This window comes from Sphingomonas sp. GC_Shp_6 (assembly GCF_026540835.1).
Lineage (GTDB): Bacteria > Pseudomonadota > Alphaproteobacteria > Sphingomonadales > Sphingomonadaceae > Sphingomonas.
Genome location: NZ_JALNUO010000001.1, coordinates 211,715 through 226,384, shown reverse-complemented (window position 1 = coordinate 226,384; position 14,670 = coordinate 211,715). Strand labels below are relative to the sequence as shown.

Genomic DNA, 14,670 nt, shown 5'->3' with positions numbered 1-14,670 from the left:
CCTTGCTGGGTTGAGCTGGACGCCGCGACGCGGTCGTCGCGGCTTCCGGCTCCTTGCTGGGTTGAGCCGGGGCCCGCGCGCGCCCATCTAGGGCCGGCATGAGCAAAGCCGTATCCGCCCGAATCGCCGATGGCGCATCCTCGATCGCCCCGGCCGACTGGGATGCCTGTGCCGGCACCGGCAATCCGTTCGTCGGCCACGGCTTTCTCTCCGTGCTGGAGGAATCGGGCAGCGTCGGCGGCCGGTCGGGCTGGCAGCCGCTGCCGATCGTGATCGACGGCGCGGACGGGCGCCCCGCCGCGATCGCGCCGGCTTATGCCAAGAGCCACAGCCAGGGCGAATATGTGTTCGACCATGCCTGGGCCGATGCCTGGGAGCGCGCCGGCGGCCAATATTACCCAAAGCTCCAGATCGCGGCGCCCTTCTCGCCCGTGCCGGGGCCGCGGCTGCTGCTCCGCGATCCGGCGTTGGCGCCCGCACTGATCGGTGCGCTGGAGGCGGTGACCGACCGCAGCGACCTGTCGTCCGCGCACGCCACCTTCATCGCGCCGCACGAAGTGCCGCTGTTCGAGGCGGCGGGCTGGCTGATCCGGCAGGGAACGCAGTTCCAATGGACGAACGACGGCTATGCGACCTTCGACGACTTCCTGGCCGCGCTCGCCAGCCGCAAGCGCAAGGCGATCCGCAAGGAACGCGCCGCCGCGGTGGAGGGGCTGACCATCCGGCATCTGACCGGCGCCGAGATCGAGCCGCGCCACTGGGATGCGTTCTGGGCGTTCTACCAGGATACGGGCAGCCGCAAATGGGGCCAGCCCTATCTGAAGCGCGCCACTTTCCCGATGCTGGGCGCGGCACTGGGGGACCGCGTGCTGCTGATCCTCGCCGAGCGCGACGGCGTGCCGATCGCCGGGGCGCTCAACCTGATCGGCGAGGATACACTCTATGGGCGCTATTGGGGATGCACCGAGGAGGTGCCGTTCCTCCATTTCGAGCTTTGCTATTATCAGGCGATCGACGCCGCGATCGCGCGCGGGCTGAAGACGGTGGAGGCGGGTGCGCAGGGCGAGCACAAGCTGGCCCGCGGCTATGCGCCGGTGCCCACCTGGTCGGCGCATTATATCCCCGATGCGGGCTTTCGCCGCGCCGTCGCCGAGTTTCTGGTGCGCGAGCGCGAGGCGGTGGCCGCCGATCGCGACTATCTCGGCGAGATGACGCCCTTCCGCAAGACGGGCTGAACCCGGCTGTCGATCCGGAAGACGGTGCTGGCCGAATCATGCCACACCGGCGTCAGCCCCGCGACGAGCCGCGGATCGAAGGCGGGCGGCTGGATCATCCAGACATAGTCGAAGGCGCCTCGGGGAAACAGCGCGAGTGCCTTGTTCACCGGGCGCCACCATTCGCCACGGCACTGGCGATCGGTCACCACCTGCGACGGATCGTGCGCGAACCGGCCGGCCGCCGCATAGCGGGTGGTGAGCAACTGCGCCCCCGCCATCGACCATTGGTCGTTGGTATAGGCCTGGCGCCGCTCCAGCGCGAGCGCGGGCACGTGCTCCAGCCGGGTATAGGCCCAGTCGTCGCGGCAGCGCCGGCCGACGAACGACACCAGCCGCGCGCCCTGCGGCACGCGCGTGAGCGCGGCGAGCGTGCGGTCGTAGCTGTCCGCATAGATCCAGTAGCTGACCGTCGTGCCGCCCAGCCGGACGAGACAGAAGGCCAGCCCCAGCGCGGCGATCGTGGTGGCGCCGCGGATCGACACGCGGTTGCGCGGGCGAAGCGCGATCACCGCGATGCCGAGCGCGAAGGGCGCGAGCCGCATGTCCGCATAGGCCGAGCCGAACACCACGCGCGGCAGCAGCAGGAACACCGCCATCAGGAACAGCGCGGAAAGCGCCAGGTTGCGCGAATATTCGATGCTGCGATCGCGCATCCCGCGCACCAGGATCAGGTAGATCACCATCGCCGAGGCGATATCGAACGCCAGCCAGCGGTCGCGCAGGATCATCGCCATCCAGCCGAACTTGTTGCGCCAGTCGAACCAGTCGAACGTCTGCCCGGTGACGTGATCGCCCGACCGCCACACCGCCATCAGCACCAGGGGCAGCGCGAGCGGCAGGCAGCCGAGCCCCGCGCGGATCCAGGCATCGGCCCAATGGCGCACGCCGCGGCCGGCCATCTTGTCGTGCTGGCGGATCATCTCCGCGGAAAAGGCGAGCACGCCCAGCACGCCCCAGCCGAAGGTGTGGCACAGCCAGAGCAGGCACGACAGCGGCACGAACAGCGCCGCGCGGAACCGCAGCCGCCCCAGCCGCCCCAGCCGTAGCCAGAGCGCGAACAGATTGAGCGCGAGGCCCATCGCCAGCGCGAAGTTCACGAAGCCGAACTGCACCGGATAGCAATAGGCGATCGGCAGCGCGAACAGCGCGGTCGGTGGGATCCGCCCATGCACCTCGCGCGCGATCCACAGCAGCCCTCCGACGATCAGGGGCGGGATCGCCATCACGATCAGCTTGACCGCCAGCTCCAGCCCGAACACCGGCGCGAGCGGGACGACGAGCAGATCGATGCCCAGATTGCCGATCAGCGACCAGTGGAAATCATACCAGTTCGCCAGCCACGGATAGGTCGCCCCGTCGAGCTGGACCCGGTAGCGCCCCATATGGCCCGGCAGATCGACCAGCGGCGGGATCGCCGGCCGCAACAGCGGCACCATCGAGGCAAGCGCCGCCAACGCGACGAACAGTCGCGTCTGCCACCAATGGAGTTTCACGGGCGGCATCGGTGTCATCCCGCCTTCTCTAGCCGGGCAGGGGGGCTACCGACAAGCGGCGTGCGCGCCATGCCGCAGGCGGTACACTGCCGAGCGGCCATCGTGCCACACCAGCCGCAGATCCGCGGCCTGCGCGCGGCCTGCGGGAAAGCCGATCGTCCAGACCGACCCATAGGTGCATCGATCGAAGCGAGCGACCGCATCGTCGAAATCGGTCGTCCGGAATTCCCCGTTACGCGGGTAGACGAGTTGCGATGGATCGCTTTCGAACGGTGCCGCTCCGGAGTGAAGTGGGCGGATCGGCTGCTGGCCGGGAAGCGACCATTGTTCGTTCTGGAACACCCGCCGACGGGCGATCGCGATGCCGGCGATATGCGTGAAACGCGGTTGGGACCATTGCCGGCTGGAGGGTTCGTCGACCAGCACCAGCACCCCACCCCCGATTGGCAACGCCGGGAGCGCGCGCAGCACGGCCACCTGACCTTGCGCATAGAACAGGAATGCGATCGTCGTCACCACGGTTCGCGCGATCAGGAAGCCCGTTGCCATGATCGCCAGCCGGCGCGCGATCGTTCGCTCGCCCGGCTTTACCCGGATCGCCAGCAGCGCGAGCGCGACGCTGGCCGGCAGCATGCGCATGTCCACATAGGAACCACCCTGAAACAACCTTGGCAGGATGAGGAACGCGCCGAGCCCGAGCAGGGCGGGTACGCCCAGCAGCGGCGCAAAGCCGAGACGGCGCGATCGCACAGCCGTCCACAACACGCAGGCCATCAGGATGACGCCGCTTACATCCCAGACACGCCAGCGCTCGCGGAGAATCGATGCGATCCATTGCGCCTTGCCCACGCCGTTCAGCCAATCGCCGGTTTCGCCCACCATAGGATCGTCGCTTGCCGCCATGGCGATCAGCGGCAGCGCCATGGGCACACAGAACAATGCGGCGCGCAACGCCGATCGCAAGGGGGATAGGCCCGCCATCCGACCGAGTTGCCATTCCGCGCCGAACACGAAAACGCCCAGCATCGCCCATCCGAAGCTGTGGCACAGCCAGATCACCAGCGCGATCGGGGCAAAGACCAGGACGCGGCAGAACGTCGGCCGCGTCTTCGCCAAACGCAGCCACAGCGCGAGGCCGGCGATGGCCATCGCCTGCGCAAGGCAGAAGTTCACGAAGCCGAGCTGGAAGGGATAGGCATAGGCCAGCGGCAGGGCCAAGGCGGCTCCAGCCGGCAGCCGGCCATGCGCCTCGCGCGCGGCCCAGAGCATCGCCATCACGGTCGCAAGTGGGATCAGCGTCACGATCAACCGCGCCGCCGGTTCGACGTCGAGCCAAGGATGAAGACCCACCACCAGCAGATCGACACCCAGATTGCCGATCAAGGACCAATGTACCGCCCAGTGTCGGGCCAGCGGAGCCTGCCCCGCCTCCACCAGGATCCGGTAGCGTCCGATATGGCCGGGCAGATCGACCAGGGGAGGCACGGCGGGTATCAGCAACGGAGCCACCGCGCAGAATGCGACGAACAGCAGGAACCCCCTGCCTTGCCACCACGCGCGGCTGGTTTGAGAGAGCCGCGCGATGGTTGCGGGGGCGGGCTGGTCAGTGCGCGACATGACGGACGATGAAGAGGTGAACACCGATCCCGGGCGCGGCAAGCGGTTGCAGCCAAAGCGGCGGCCGGCCTGCCACGATGCGGCTCGCGATTGCATTTGGCGAGGCCGCAAACGCCGCCCCGTCGGCGTCGCACAGAAGAACATATCGCACCCGCCATGTCCCTGCGATCCGCGCGGCCCGATCGGGATCGGCACGGAAGAAGCCGAGCATCGCCCGATTGCCGGCCGTATTGCGGTGATAGGGCCCGGCGACCGGCCGCTGGGATGTGGCGGCGATCGCCCAAGCGCCGACGTCGATCGGCGCCATCAGCGTTCCCGGTGGCAGATCGGCCAAGCGCTGCACGACGATGGGTGCGGTGCACGCCGTCCCCGCGGCGGCCGATCGCTCGCTGGGCATGAACGCTTCGGCCGCGATCGGGTAGACCATGCCCGCAGACATCCCCCAGGCGATCGCCAGCGGCAACACACCATGGCGGCGCGCGGCTGCGATCGTCATCGCGAGCGCCGGCGCGCCGAGTACCGCGCCCACATAGGCACCACGCAATTGTGCCATCGTCGTCGCCATGGCAACGAGTTGAAGGGCCAGCAACATCGCCCAGCCGCGGGATCGCTCCCGCAGAAGCCACCACGCAGTCGCGACCAGCCCTGCGGCCATGATGCCCGCATAGCCGATGGCGGTCGCGGGTGCCGCGTGCAGCAGCGGCTGAGCCTCGCCCACGCGCGCGAGCCACCAGCGCGCGAGTTCGGGATCGACGGCCCCATAGGGCGTCAGACAGCGCGGCGCGACGCGAACCACCGCCAGGCTTAGCGCTGCCCCCGCCGCCGCCGCGAACGCAATGCGCGCGCCCCGCGAAAGCGTCAGCGCGCGACCGATCGACCCGAGCAGCAAAGCCCCGACCGCACCGGCCATGGCGGCTGCCCATGAATCGGCGGTGAAGCCGTCGCAGGCCGCAAAGGCGAAGGCGTCGGGAGCAAGCGTGAGCCTGGCCACCGCCAATGCCATCAGCGCACCGGCCCCCAACCCCATAAGCCGGTCCGCCGAACCCATCCGCGCAGCCACCCAGTCGAGCGTGACGAGGCCGCCGATCGTTACCAGCAAGGGTGTCGTTTCCAGCCCGACAACAAGGCTGGCGGTTGCCGCCACACCGATGACGGCGCCCGATCGCATTCCCCCCGACAACAAGGCGCCGTCACCATCCCGCGCCAGCAACCGGCCGATCGCGATCAGCAGCAGGACCAATTGAAGCCCGTGATGATCGATCCGCCCCGGGAGAAAGATCGTCGTTGCGGGATAGGCGAGCGCCGCGACCACCGTCGCAGTCCCCGCAGACGCGCCGATCGCACGGGCCGTTCGCGCGACGAGCGAAAGCGCCACCGCAAACAGGAGAAGCGGCCAGACGATGACCGCGACCAGTTCGGCGACGTGCGATCCCAACGAACGGAACGCGACGATCAGCAAGGCCGGCCCCAGGTCCCCGAGCCGCGACCAGTGCATCGGCACGCCCGCCCCGAGCCGGTGTTGCGTCAGGTCTGAAAAGCGCTGCCCCGCCAACCAGTCACGCACCTGTTGAAGGCGCATGACATCGTCGGTATCCGGCAACTGGAGCATGCGAAGCGCACTCCAATCGCGGATCGTCCAACCTATGCCCAACACCATCGCGAGTGCGCATGCGACCAGCACGTCGCGGCGAAAATCGGTGCGCTCCATGCCACCGGGTTAGCGGCGGATGGTTAAGCGCGCGTTAGGACAGGCCCCCGCTCACCGATCCCGTCGCCCGAGCAGCCGCAGCCGCAGCGCGTTCAGCTTGATGAAGCCCGCCGCGTCGCGCTGGTCGTAGGCGCCCTGGTCGTCCTCGAACGTCACGACCTTTTCCGAATAGAGCGTGTGCGGCGATTTGCGGCCGACCACATAGACGCCGCCCTTGTAGAGCTTCAGGCGCACCGTGCCCGAGACCTTTTCCTGGCTATGGTCGATCGCGGCCTGCAGCATCTCGCGCTCGGGGCTGAACCAGAAGCCGTTATAGACCAGCTCGGCATAACGCGGCGCGAGTTCGTCCTTCAGGTGCGCGGCGCCGCGGTCGAGCGTGATCTGTTCGATGCCGCGATGCGCCAGATGATAGATGGTGCCGCCCGGCGTCTCGTACATGCCCCGGCTCTTCATGCCGACGAAGCGGTTCTCGACCAGGTCGAGCCGGCCGATGCCGTGGGTGCGGCCATAATCGTTGAGCCTGGCCAGCAGCGCGGCGGGGCTCAGCGCCTCGCCGTTGATCGCGACGCCGTCGCCGCGCTCGAAATCGATCGTGATATATTCGGGCGCGTCGGGCGCGTCCTCGGGGTTGCTGGTGCGCGAATAGACGTAATCGGGCACCTCGTCCCACGGATTTTCCAGCACCAGCCCCTCGGACGAGGTGTGGAGCAGATTGGCGTCGGTCGAGAACGGCGCCTCGCCGCGCTTGTCCTTGCTGACCGGGATCTGGTGCGCCTCGGCGAATTCGATCAGCTTCGTGCGGCTCGTCAGGTCCCATTCGCGCCACGGCGCGATCACCTTGATGTCGGGGGCGAGCGCGTAATAGCCGAGTTCGAAGCGGACCTGGTCGTTGCCCTTGCCGGTGGCGCCATGGCTGACGGCATCGGCGTTCACCATCCGCGCGATCTCGATCTGGCGCTTGGCAATCAGCGGCCGCGCGATCGAGGTGCCGAGCAGGTACAACCCCTCGTAGAGCGCGTTCGAGCGCATCATCGGGAACACGTAATCGCGCACGAATTCCTCGCGCAGATCGTCGATGAAGATGTGCTCGGGCTTCACGCCCATCATCTCGGCCTTGGCACGGGCGGGCTCGAGTTCCTCGCCCTGCCCCAGATCGGCCGTGAAGGTGACGACCTCGCAGCCGTAATTCTGCTGCAGCCATTTCAGGATGACGCTGGTGTCGAGGCCGCCTGAATAGGCGAGCACTACCCGCTTGATGTCGTCGCTCATGGAAATCGGTCCTCGGGCTGCGAAAGAGTCGCCCGCGCCCCTATGCCCAGTCGCGCGTGCGTGCAACGCTCCTGCGCCGACGCGCTCGCGCGTTCACCTCGCATACAAGCGTCGGGCCGCAGGGCCGATGCCGTCCTTTCAACGGAGTTTCCCATGCGCCTCGTCCCCGCCCTTCTCGCCGCCGCCGCGCTCGCCTCCCCTGCGCTCGCGGTGGAAACGCGCGCATCGGCCGCCGCCAAGTTCAAGGCCGAGTTCGCCGCGACCGACACCAACCACGACGGTTCGCTCAGCCGCGCCGAGGTGCAGGCGCGCACTGCGCAGATGAAGACGGGCCAGGCCAATGTCGATCCCACGCATGCCAAGCGGCTGGCCGATCTGTGGTTCGACAATGCCGACGCCAACAAGGACGGCAAGGTGACGCTGGCCGAGGCGCAGGCACTCTTCGCCAAGATGATGGACAAATATGACCGCAACCGCAACGGCCAGATCAGCGCGAACGAAGGCGCCGCCGCCAAGGCCGATCTCGCGCGCGGGCCCCGCTGAGGCCGGTCGCGCGGCGCCGGCTATTCGATGACGTCTAGGCCCGGCGCAGCGCGGCCTCGCCCGCGATCATGTAATCGCGGGTGACGGGCAGCGCGGTGCGGCTGCGTGCGAGCTGCACCTGATAGTTGCAGAGGCCCCCGTGCCGGAACGCCGCGCCCGCACCCGCCAGATAGAATTGCCACATCCGGAAGAACCGCTCGTCGTACAGCGCGACGATGTCGGCCCTGGCGGCCGTCGTCCGGTCGTACCAATGGTCGATCGTCCAGGCATAATGGAGCCGGAGCACCTCGATGTCGGTCGGGAACATCCGCAGCCCTTCATAGCCGCGCACGATCTCCGACAGCGCCGGATTATAGCCGCCCGGAAAAATGTATTTGGTGGTGAAGTCGTCGGTGATGCCGGGGCCGTTCATCCGCCCGATCGTGTGCATCAGCATCACGCCGTCGTCGGTCAGCAGGTCGCGGCACTGGCGGAAGAACGCCTTGTAGTGCGCCGGGCCGACATGTTCGAACATGCCGACCGAGACGATGCGATCGAACCGGCCGGTGACGTGGCGATAGTCGATCAGTTCGAAGCGCACCTTGTCGGCCACGCCCGCCGCCTCGGCACGGGCGCGCGCCACCTTCAACTGTTCTTCGCTGAGCGTCACGCCCAGCACCTCGGCGCCGGTCTTGGCGTGAAGATACAGCGCCATCCCGCCCCAGCCGCAGCCGACGTCGAGCACGCGCATGCCCGGCCGCAACGCGAGCTTGGCGGCGATATGCGCCTTCTTGTCGTCCTGCGCCTGCTCCAGCGTGTTCGCCGGATCGGTGAAATAGGCGCAGCTATATTGCCGGTCGGCATCGAGGAAGAGATCGTACAGACGGTCGGACAGATCGTAATGATGCGCCACGTTACGCTTCGAGCGGCGCGCCATGTTGATCCGGTTCAGGCGGTGCGTGACCGCGGCCACGCTGCGCCGCAAGGGATTGGCCGCGAGCGCGTCCGCCCCGGCCTCCCAGGGATCGTTCGCGGTGAGCAGGTTGACGAGATCGCGGATGTCGCCGCGCTCGACCACCAGGCGGCCGTCCATGAACGCCTCCGCCGCACCCAGCGCCGGATGGCGGACGATGAAGCTCGCCGCGCCGCGATCGGTGAAGCGGATCGCCACGTCCGGAAAAGCGGGATCGGGCGTGCCGAAGCGGAGTGTCTTGCCATCGGCATGCGTGACGGTGAGTTGCCCGCGCTTGACGCGGCGGGCGAGGAAACGATCGATCAAAGCCATTGCAGACCCGACTAGCGCCTAGATTCCAGCATACCAATCGTAATCGACATTGTCCTCCCAATAGCCGCCCTTGCCGCCACCGATGCCGTCAAGGCTGGCGACCGCCCTGATCTCCATGATATATTTGGATTGTTTGTAACCTAGCTGGCGTTCGACACGCAGGCGCAGCGGGGCGCCGTGCACCACCGACAAAGGCTGGTCGTTCATCGCCCAGGCCAGGATCGTCTGCGGATGGAAGGCGTCGATCAGATCGATCGAATCATAATAGGTGCCGCCGAAATCGGCGCAGATGCACACGATGTAGCGCGCGCCGGCGCGCACCCCCGCCGCCTTCAGCAAGGTGCCGAGCAGCGGCCCGTGCCATTTGCCGATCGCGCTCCAGCCCTCGACGCAGTCGTGCCGGGTGATCTGCGTGCGCGCCGGCAGGCTGCGGATCTGCGCGAGCGACAGCGACAGCGGCCGATCCACCAGCCCGTCGATCCGGAGCCGGTAGTCAGCGAAATTGTTCGCCACCAGCGCGTCATATTGCGGCGTGCCGGGATTTTGCGTGCCGTTGCCGCGAAAGATCGGCGACATGTCCGCCGCGGTGAATTCGGGGGCGAGCGCGCCGCGGCCGCCGAGGCGCGTCTGGAGGCTGCGTTGCAGCACGCGGTTCGCGGTCTCGCCGGTGAACAGGAGTTTGCGCGCGGCGGGGATCTGCGCCACCTGGTCGCAGCCCGCGAGCAGCAGCCCGGCGCCGCCGACCAGCGCGGTCCGACGGTCGATCATGCGCCATGCTCCCGGTGCGGGGGTTCGTCGGGCACGCGCCACCAGCCGGTGAGGATCGAGCGCAATTCATTGCCCGCCCCCGCCAGAATCACGAGCACGAGGTGGAGCACGGCGAAGCCGCCGACCGCGCAGGCGCAGATGAAATGGATCGAACGCGCGGACTGGCGCCCGCCGAAGATGTCGAGCAGCCATGGCCAGGCCGCGTCCATGCCGGGCGAGAGCGCGAGCCCGGTGAAGATCATCAGTGGGATCAGCCCGAAGATCACGACGGCATAGGCCAGTTTCTGAAGGATGTTGTAGGCGATCGGCCGATCGGGATCGTGGAAGCGGAACGCCAGATGCGCCTTGACGTCGGCCCGGAGATGGCGGGGCGCGAGCTCGCGCGCGCGGATCGTCAGGTCGCGCTGGAAATGGCGGTTGAGGAGCCCCGCCACCAGAAAGGCGAGCAGCGAGAAGGCCAGCACCAGCGCGAAGAACAGGTGCCAGCGCCGCGACAGCGCGAGATTGTAGGTCGTGGGAATGGTGATCCAGCCGGGCATGAACGGCGGATTCGCCCAGGCGTGATCGAAATTGGCGCCATATTTGCCCCAATAGAGATGCGGATGCGCGTTCGAGATGCCGAGGCCCGATCCAAGCAGGATCAGGATCGCCACCGCATTCGCCCAATGCCAGAGCCGCGTCGCCAGGCGATGCCGGTGGACCAAACTGCCGGGGGTCGGGGGAACGTCCATGCCTGTCCTTCGCTTCTGGCCACAGCATAGCAGGAACGAACCGCATGACCGAATGGCATTTCTACGAGCCCGCGCAAGGCCATGGCCTGCCGCACGATCCGCTGAACGCGATCGTCGCCCCGCGGCCGATCGGCTGGATCAGCACGGTCTCGAAGGACGGCGTCGCCAATCTCGCGCCCTACAGCTTCTTCAACGCGCTGAACTACAGCCCGCCGCTGATCGGCTTTTCCTCGATGGGCTGGAAGGACAGCGTGGCCAATGCGGAAGCGACGGGCGAGTTCGTGTGGAATCTGGCCACCCGCCCGTTGGCCGAGGCGATGAACGCCAGCTCGGCGGGCGTCGACGCCGCGGTGGACGAATTCGCGCTGGCGGGGCTGGAAACGGCGCCCTCGCGCCTCGTCGCGCCCCCGCGCGTGGCGGCGAGCCCGGTGAGCTTCGAATGCCGGCTGACGCAGTTGATCCGGCTGGAGACGAAGGAGGGTCGCGCGCTCGACCAGTGGCTGGTGATCGGCGAGGCGATCGGCGTCCATATCGACACCGCGATGCTGGAGGACGGCGTGTACCAGACGGCGCGCGCGCGGCCGATCACGCGCGGCGGCGGCCCGGCCGATTACTTCGAGATCACCGAGGATGCGCTGTTCCGAATGCGCCGGCCGGGCTGATCGTGACGGCTGCGCAACCGCAGGGCGGATCGCGGCGTTGGAAGGTCGAACGGAGATCGCCTATGCGCACGCAGTTGACGGGATTGTTGGTGGCCGCGCTGGCCCTGTCGGCGTGCCACAAATCGACCGAGGATACCGCCGCGGCCGGCAATGCCGCAGTGGCGGCCGGCTTCGTGCCGCCCGAGGTTAAGCCCGCCACGCCGCTGCCCGGCCAGACGCAGACCACGCCGATCACCGCCTATGTCGGCCACTATCCGTCGGATGCGGTGGACGGCGTGGCGTTCTTCGATCGCACCGAAGTGGCGAGCGCGCTCAACGGCGCGGTGATCGACCCCAAGGTGCGCCGGATCATCGTGAACGGCGGCGGACCGCAGACGCCGATCTTCGCCGATCGCGGACGGATCGCGAGCTGGGGCTGCGAGGCGCATGATTGCGGCGACCATGATTGGACGCTCTTCGTCGATCCCAAGACACGCAAGGGCGAGGCCTGCTATCACGACGCCGCGACGATGGGTGCCACCTCGCGCTGGTATGCGGGCGCGGCGCCGGCGACCCGCGCCGGCGATTGCCCATCGGGCGACGGCGCACCGCGCGATCCCGCCCGCACCGGAGCCGGCAACGGCAGCGCCGCGGCGGCCGGCTGATGCTGGAACATATTCCCGGCTGGCTCGGCCAGGCGCTCTCGGGCTGGCGCGCGGGCGCCGATACGCTGGCGATCGCCAAGCTCGGCAACGGCTTTGCGACGTTCGGCCTGACGAGCCCCGCCTTCGCCGACGGCGCGCGCCTGCCCGAACGCTTCACCGCGGACGGCGCGGGGGTCTCGCCGCCGCTACTGTGGGAGGCGCCGCCCGCCGGCACCGCGCGGCTGGCGCTGCTCGTCGAGGATGCGGACGCGCCCGCGCCTTCGCCACTGGTGCATGCGATCGTCTGGGGCCTCGCGCCCGAAATCGGTCGGCTGGCCGAAGGCGCGATCGTGGCGGACGGCGACGGCGATTCATCCGGCCGCGATGTCGGCCGCAATTCGTTCCTGCGCGAGGGCTGGTTGCCGCCCGATCCGCCGACAGGGCATGGCACGCATCGTTATGCCTTCCAGCTTTTCGCGCTGGGTGCAGGCGCGACCGATCCCGGCGCGACCCCCGGACGGTCGGCGCTGGTCGAGGCGATGCAGGGGCATGTGCTGGCCGCCGCGCTGCTGATCGGCACCTATTCGCGGGGCGAAGCGGTGCCTGCGGGGCCGATCGGTGCGGGCGTACCCGCCTGACGGTTCAGCCGAGCGCGGTCCCGCCGGTGCCGAACAGGACGAGGATGGAGGTCGCGAACGAAGCGAGTGCGATGAGGAGCGTGGGGCGCATCGGAGATCTCCCGGACAGGCTCGGCGCTCAGGCGACCGGGAGGACGGGGACGGCGGCGCTGACGAACAGCGCGGCGAAGACGAGCGCGCCCGACAGCGTGAGGGCGAAGCGTTGGGCGGCGGCGAAACGGAGCGACATGGTGGGTTCCTTCGGCTTCTGCCACCGGATCATCCGGTGACCCCAGACGCTTTGCAGGCCCCGTGCCAAATCGCTAAATGGCTGGTTTCGCTCGTTTCTTTGTTTTGGCGGGATCGATAGTGGCGATTTCCGCCATCTTCGTCCATGAAATCGCGCCAGCTTGTGGCGCGTTCGTTCAGCCGGCGCTCACGCGATCCCGGCCGGCAGCCTTGGCCGCATAAAGCAGCCGGTCGGCGCGGGCGAAGGCGGTTTCCGCCGTCTCGCTCTTGCGCACCGCCGTCACGCCGGCGGAAAAGGTGACCTCGCCCAGCGGCTGGCCGGTTTCGCGGCTGCGGAAGCGCTTGCCCGCGATCTCGCCACGCGCCGCATCCAACACCTCGGCGGCCTGGGCGAGCGCGACGCCGCGCAGCAGCACGGCGAATTCCTCGCCGCCATGGCGCACCACCAGATGGCCCGCGCACATTTCGGTCAGCACCTTGCCGATCGCGCTCAGCACGCGGTCGCCCACCGCATGGCCGTGCGCATCGTTCACCTGCTTGAAGCGATCGACGTCGATCACCGCCAGGCACCACGGGCCGTCGCTCGCATCGCGTGCCGCAAAGGCTTCCTCGAACGCGCGCCGGTTGGGCAGGCCGGTCAGCGCGTCATGCCGCGCGGCGTTGCGGGCCTCGGCCAGCTTGCTGCGCAACGCCTCGGTCTCGCGCGTCGCCTGGGCGAGCCGGCTTTCGGTTTCGCGGACGCGAGCGACCATTGCGCTCGCGACGCGCGCGATCCGCTCGATCCCCGCCTGTTCCTGGGAGCGCTGGATCGACGCGGCGCTCTGCGCGAGATCGGCGCCGAAATCGCGCGTTTCCTCGCGGATCGCCTGCATCATCGTGGCGAAGCCATCCACCTGCGCCGCGGTTTCGGCGACGAGACGCTCCGCCTCGTCGTCACCCGGCGCGCGCGCGCGGACCGGCGGCTGGCGGGTCGAGACCGATCCGCCGAGCCGCTCGATATCCTGGCGCGTCAGTCGCACGCCATCCAACGTCAGCCGTGCCACCGCCTGCCCCACCAGGCTCTCCGGATCGGCGAGCGCGGCATAGGCGAAGCGGTAATGCTCGGGCTCGGCACTCAGCCCCTGGGTCGCCAGAAACAGGCCGATGCGATCGTACAGATCGTCCGCCTCCTTTGGCCGTCCCTGCGCCTTTCCCATCGCTCCCTCCGTTCCCCCTGCCCTGCTGACACGAAATGGTTAGGATAAGATTGCCCGCGCGCCGTAAATCCTCAGCGGTGGGTGATCTTCTCCACCGCCGCCAGCGTCATCGCGACGTGATCGGCCGGGTTCATGTCGTCGTGCACGAACGCCACCTTGCCGTCGGGGGCGATCACATAGCTGGTGCGCGTGGTGGCGTCATGGCCCATCACCTGGCGGCCGAGGCTCACGTCATAGCCCTTGATGACCGCAGGACCCGCGCTCGCCACCGCGAACTTGCCCGCGCATTTCTCGGCGGAGAATTTGACCAGCGTGTCGACCGGATCACCCGACATGCCGATGACCGTCGCACCCGCCTTCTGGAACTGCGGGATCGCCTCGGCAAAGGCGTGCGCTTCGGCGTTGCAGCCGCCGGTATAGGCCGCCGGGAAGAAATACAGCACGACCGGGCCCTTCTTCAGCTGGTCGGCGAGATGGACGCTGAACACCTTGCCCGCGATCGCGCCGCGCGTGGTGAAATCGGGTGCCTTGGCGCCCGGTGCGAGCGTTGCCATGGCGGGGGCCGCGAGCAAAAGGGCGGCGAGCAGGGTCAGGCGGCGCATCGGGGACATCCTTGTATGATCGAGCCCCATCCTAGCGCGCGCCGCGGCGTT

At 68.3% G+C, this 14,670-nt stretch carries 14 protein-coding genes; 5 read left to right on the top strand and 9 right to left on the bottom strand.

From position 1 onward, the window contains the following. The first annotated feature begins 98 nt into the window (after nt 1–98). Nucleotides 99–1,235, top strand: a complete 1,137-nt coding sequence (locus OXQ95_RS01185; RefSeq protein ID WP_267378529.1) for a GNAT family N-acetyltransferase — start codon at nt 99–101, stop codon at nt 1,233–1,235. Here OXQ95_RS01185 and OXQ95_RS01180 read toward each other — a convergent pair. The 4 genes from OXQ95_RS01180 to OXQ95_RS01165 all read right to left on the bottom strand — a co-directional run bounded on the left by OXQ95_RS01180 (nt 1,196) and on the right by OXQ95_RS01165 (nt 7,364). Continuing rightward, entirely contained in the window at nt 1,196–2,779 is a 1,584-nt protein-coding gene (locus tag OXQ95_RS01180) for a hypothetical protein (protein WP_267378527.1), read from the bottom strand. The genes OXQ95_RS01185 and OXQ95_RS01180 overlap by 40 nt on opposite strands. A 36-nt stretch (nt 2,780–2,815) precedes the next feature. Continuing rightward, a complete protein-coding gene (locus tag OXQ95_RS01175; protein WP_267378525.1) occupies nt 2,816–4,255 on the bottom strand; it encodes a hypothetical protein in 1,440 nt (479 codons plus the stop codon). 118 nt (nt 4,256–4,373) lie between these two features. Continuing rightward, the gene (locus tag OXQ95_RS01170) at nt 4,374–6,095 is read right to left on the bottom strand and encodes a hypothetical protein (protein ID WP_267378523.1); all 1,722 of its coding nucleotides are present in this window, start codon (nt 6,093–6,095) and stop codon (nt 4,374–4,376) included. 51 nt (nt 6,096–6,146) lie between these two features. Continuing rightward, nucleotides 6,147–7,364, bottom strand: a complete 1,218-nt coding sequence (locus OXQ95_RS01165) for an argininosuccinate synthase (RefSeq protein ID WP_267378520.1) — start codon at nt 7,362–7,364, stop codon at nt 6,147–6,149. Nucleotides 7,365–7,517: 153 nt separating this feature from the next. On the opposite strand from OXQ95_RS01165, the gene OXQ95_RS01160 reads away from it, so the two are divergent. Continuing rightward, nucleotides 7,518–7,907, top strand: a complete 390-nt coding sequence (locus OXQ95_RS01160) for an EF-hand domain-containing protein (protein ID WP_242096539.1) — start codon at nt 7,518–7,520, stop codon at nt 7,905–7,907. A gap of 34 nt (nt 7,908–7,941) precedes the next feature. Here OXQ95_RS01160 and OXQ95_RS01155 read toward each other — a convergent pair whose 3' ends face one another. The 3 genes from OXQ95_RS01155 to OXQ95_RS01145 are packed head-to-tail and all read right to left on the bottom strand — an operon-like array spanning nt 7,942 to nt 10,670. Beyond that, entirely contained in the window at nt 7,942–9,171 is a 1,230-nt protein-coding gene (locus tag OXQ95_RS01155; RefSeq protein ID WP_267378516.1) for a cyclopropane-fatty-acyl-phospholipid synthase family protein, read from the bottom strand. Between the two features lie 18 nt (nt 9,172–9,189). Next, the gene (locus OXQ95_RS01150; RefSeq protein ID WP_267378513.1) at nt 9,190–9,939 is read right to left on the bottom strand and encodes a molybdopterin-dependent oxidoreductase; all 750 of its coding nucleotides are present in this window, start codon (nt 9,937–9,939) and stop codon (nt 9,190–9,192) included. Continuing rightward, entirely contained in the window at nt 9,936–10,670 is a 735-nt protein-coding gene (locus OXQ95_RS01145; protein ID WP_242096544.1) for a cytochrome b/b6 domain-containing protein, read from the bottom strand. The genes OXQ95_RS01150 and OXQ95_RS01145 overlap by 4 nt, the downstream gene beginning before the upstream one ends. Nucleotides 10,671–10,714: 44 nt before the next feature. On the opposite strand from OXQ95_RS01145, the gene OXQ95_RS01140 reads away from it, so the two are divergent. From OXQ95_RS01140 to OXQ95_RS01130, 3 genes are all read left to right on the top strand, one after another. Continuing rightward, entirely contained in the window at nt 10,715–11,332 is a 618-nt protein-coding gene (locus tag OXQ95_RS01140; RefSeq protein ID WP_267378509.1) for a flavin reductase family protein, read from the top strand. 62 nt (nt 11,333–11,394) lie between these two features. After that, entirely contained in the window at nt 11,395–11,976 is a 582-nt protein-coding gene (locus OXQ95_RS01135; protein WP_267378506.1) for a hypothetical protein, read from the top strand. Continuing rightward, nucleotides 11,976–12,593, top strand: coding sequence for a YbhB/YbcL family Raf kinase inhibitor-like protein (locus tag OXQ95_RS01130; protein WP_267378504.1), 618 nt, complete (start codon nt 11,976–11,978; stop codon nt 12,591–12,593). Before OXQ95_RS01135 ends, OXQ95_RS01130 begins: the two co-directional genes overlap by 1 nt. Before the next feature lie 404 nt (nt 12,594–12,997). Here OXQ95_RS01130 and OXQ95_RS01125 read toward each other — a convergent pair whose 3' ends face one another. Both OXQ95_RS01125 and OXQ95_RS01120 read right to left on the bottom strand, forming a co-directional pair. Continuing rightward, the gene (locus tag OXQ95_RS01125) at nt 12,998–14,017 is read right to left on the bottom strand and encodes a GGDEF domain-containing protein (RefSeq protein WP_267378502.1); all 1,020 of its coding nucleotides are present in this window, start codon (nt 14,015–14,017) and stop codon (nt 12,998–13,000) included. Between the two features lie 71 nt (nt 14,018–14,088). Beyond that, nucleotides 14,089–14,619 carry a peroxiredoxin gene (locus OXQ95_RS01120; protein ID WP_267378500.1) on the bottom strand — a complete coding sequence of 177 codons (531 nt, stop codon included), beginning with the start codon at nt 14,617–14,619 and terminating at the stop codon, nt 14,089–14,091. Nucleotides 14,620–14,670 lie beyond the last annotated feature (51 nt).

Coding starts and splice junctions, on each gene's coding strand:
- OXQ95_RS01185 (WP_267378529.1), top strand. CDS start 99: ATGAGCAAAGCCGTATCCGCCCGAATCGCCGATGGCGCATCCTCGATC.
- OXQ95_RS01180 (WP_267378527.1), bottom strand. CDS start 2,779: ATGCCGCCCGTGAAACTCCATTGGTGGCAGACGCGACTGTTCGTCGCG.
- OXQ95_RS01170 (WP_267378523.1), bottom strand. CDS start 6,095: ATGGAGCGCACCGATTTTCGCCGCGACGTGCTGGTCGCATGCGCACTC.
- OXQ95_RS01165 (WP_267378520.1), bottom strand. CDS start 7,364: ATGAGCGACGACATCAAGCGGGTAGTGCTCGCCTATTCAGGCGGCCTC.
- OXQ95_RS01160 (WP_242096539.1), top strand. CDS start 7,518: ATGCGCCTCGTCCCCGCCCTTCTCGCCGCCGCCGCGCTCGCCTCCCCT.
- OXQ95_RS01155 (WP_267378516.1), bottom strand. CDS start 9,171: ATGGCTTTGATCGATCGTTTCCTCGCCCGCCGCGTCAAGCGCGGGCAA.
- OXQ95_RS01150 (WP_267378513.1), bottom strand. CDS start 9,939: ATGATCGACCGTCGGACCGCGCTGGTCGGCGGCGCCGGGCTGCTGCTC.
- OXQ95_RS01145 (WP_242096544.1), bottom strand. CDS start 10,670: ATGGACGTTCCCCCGACCCCCGGCAGTTTGGTCCACCGGCATCGCCTG.
- OXQ95_RS01140 (WP_267378509.1), top strand. CDS start 10,715: ATGACCGAATGGCATTTCTACGAGCCCGCGCAAGGCCATGGCCTGCCG.
- OXQ95_RS01135 (WP_267378506.1), top strand. CDS start 11,395: ATGCGCACGCAGTTGACGGGATTGTTGGTGGCCGCGCTGGCCCTGTCG.
- OXQ95_RS01130 (WP_267378504.1), top strand. CDS start 11,976: ATGCTGGAACATATTCCCGGCTGGCTCGGCCAGGCGCTCTCGGGCTGG.
- OXQ95_RS01125 (WP_267378502.1), bottom strand. CDS start 14,017: ATGGGAAAGGCGCAGGGACGGCCAAAGGAGGCGGACGATCTGTACGAT.
- OXQ95_RS01120 (WP_267378500.1), bottom strand. CDS start 14,619: ATGCGCCGCCTGACCCTGCTCGCCGCCCTTTTGCTCGCGGCCCCCGCC.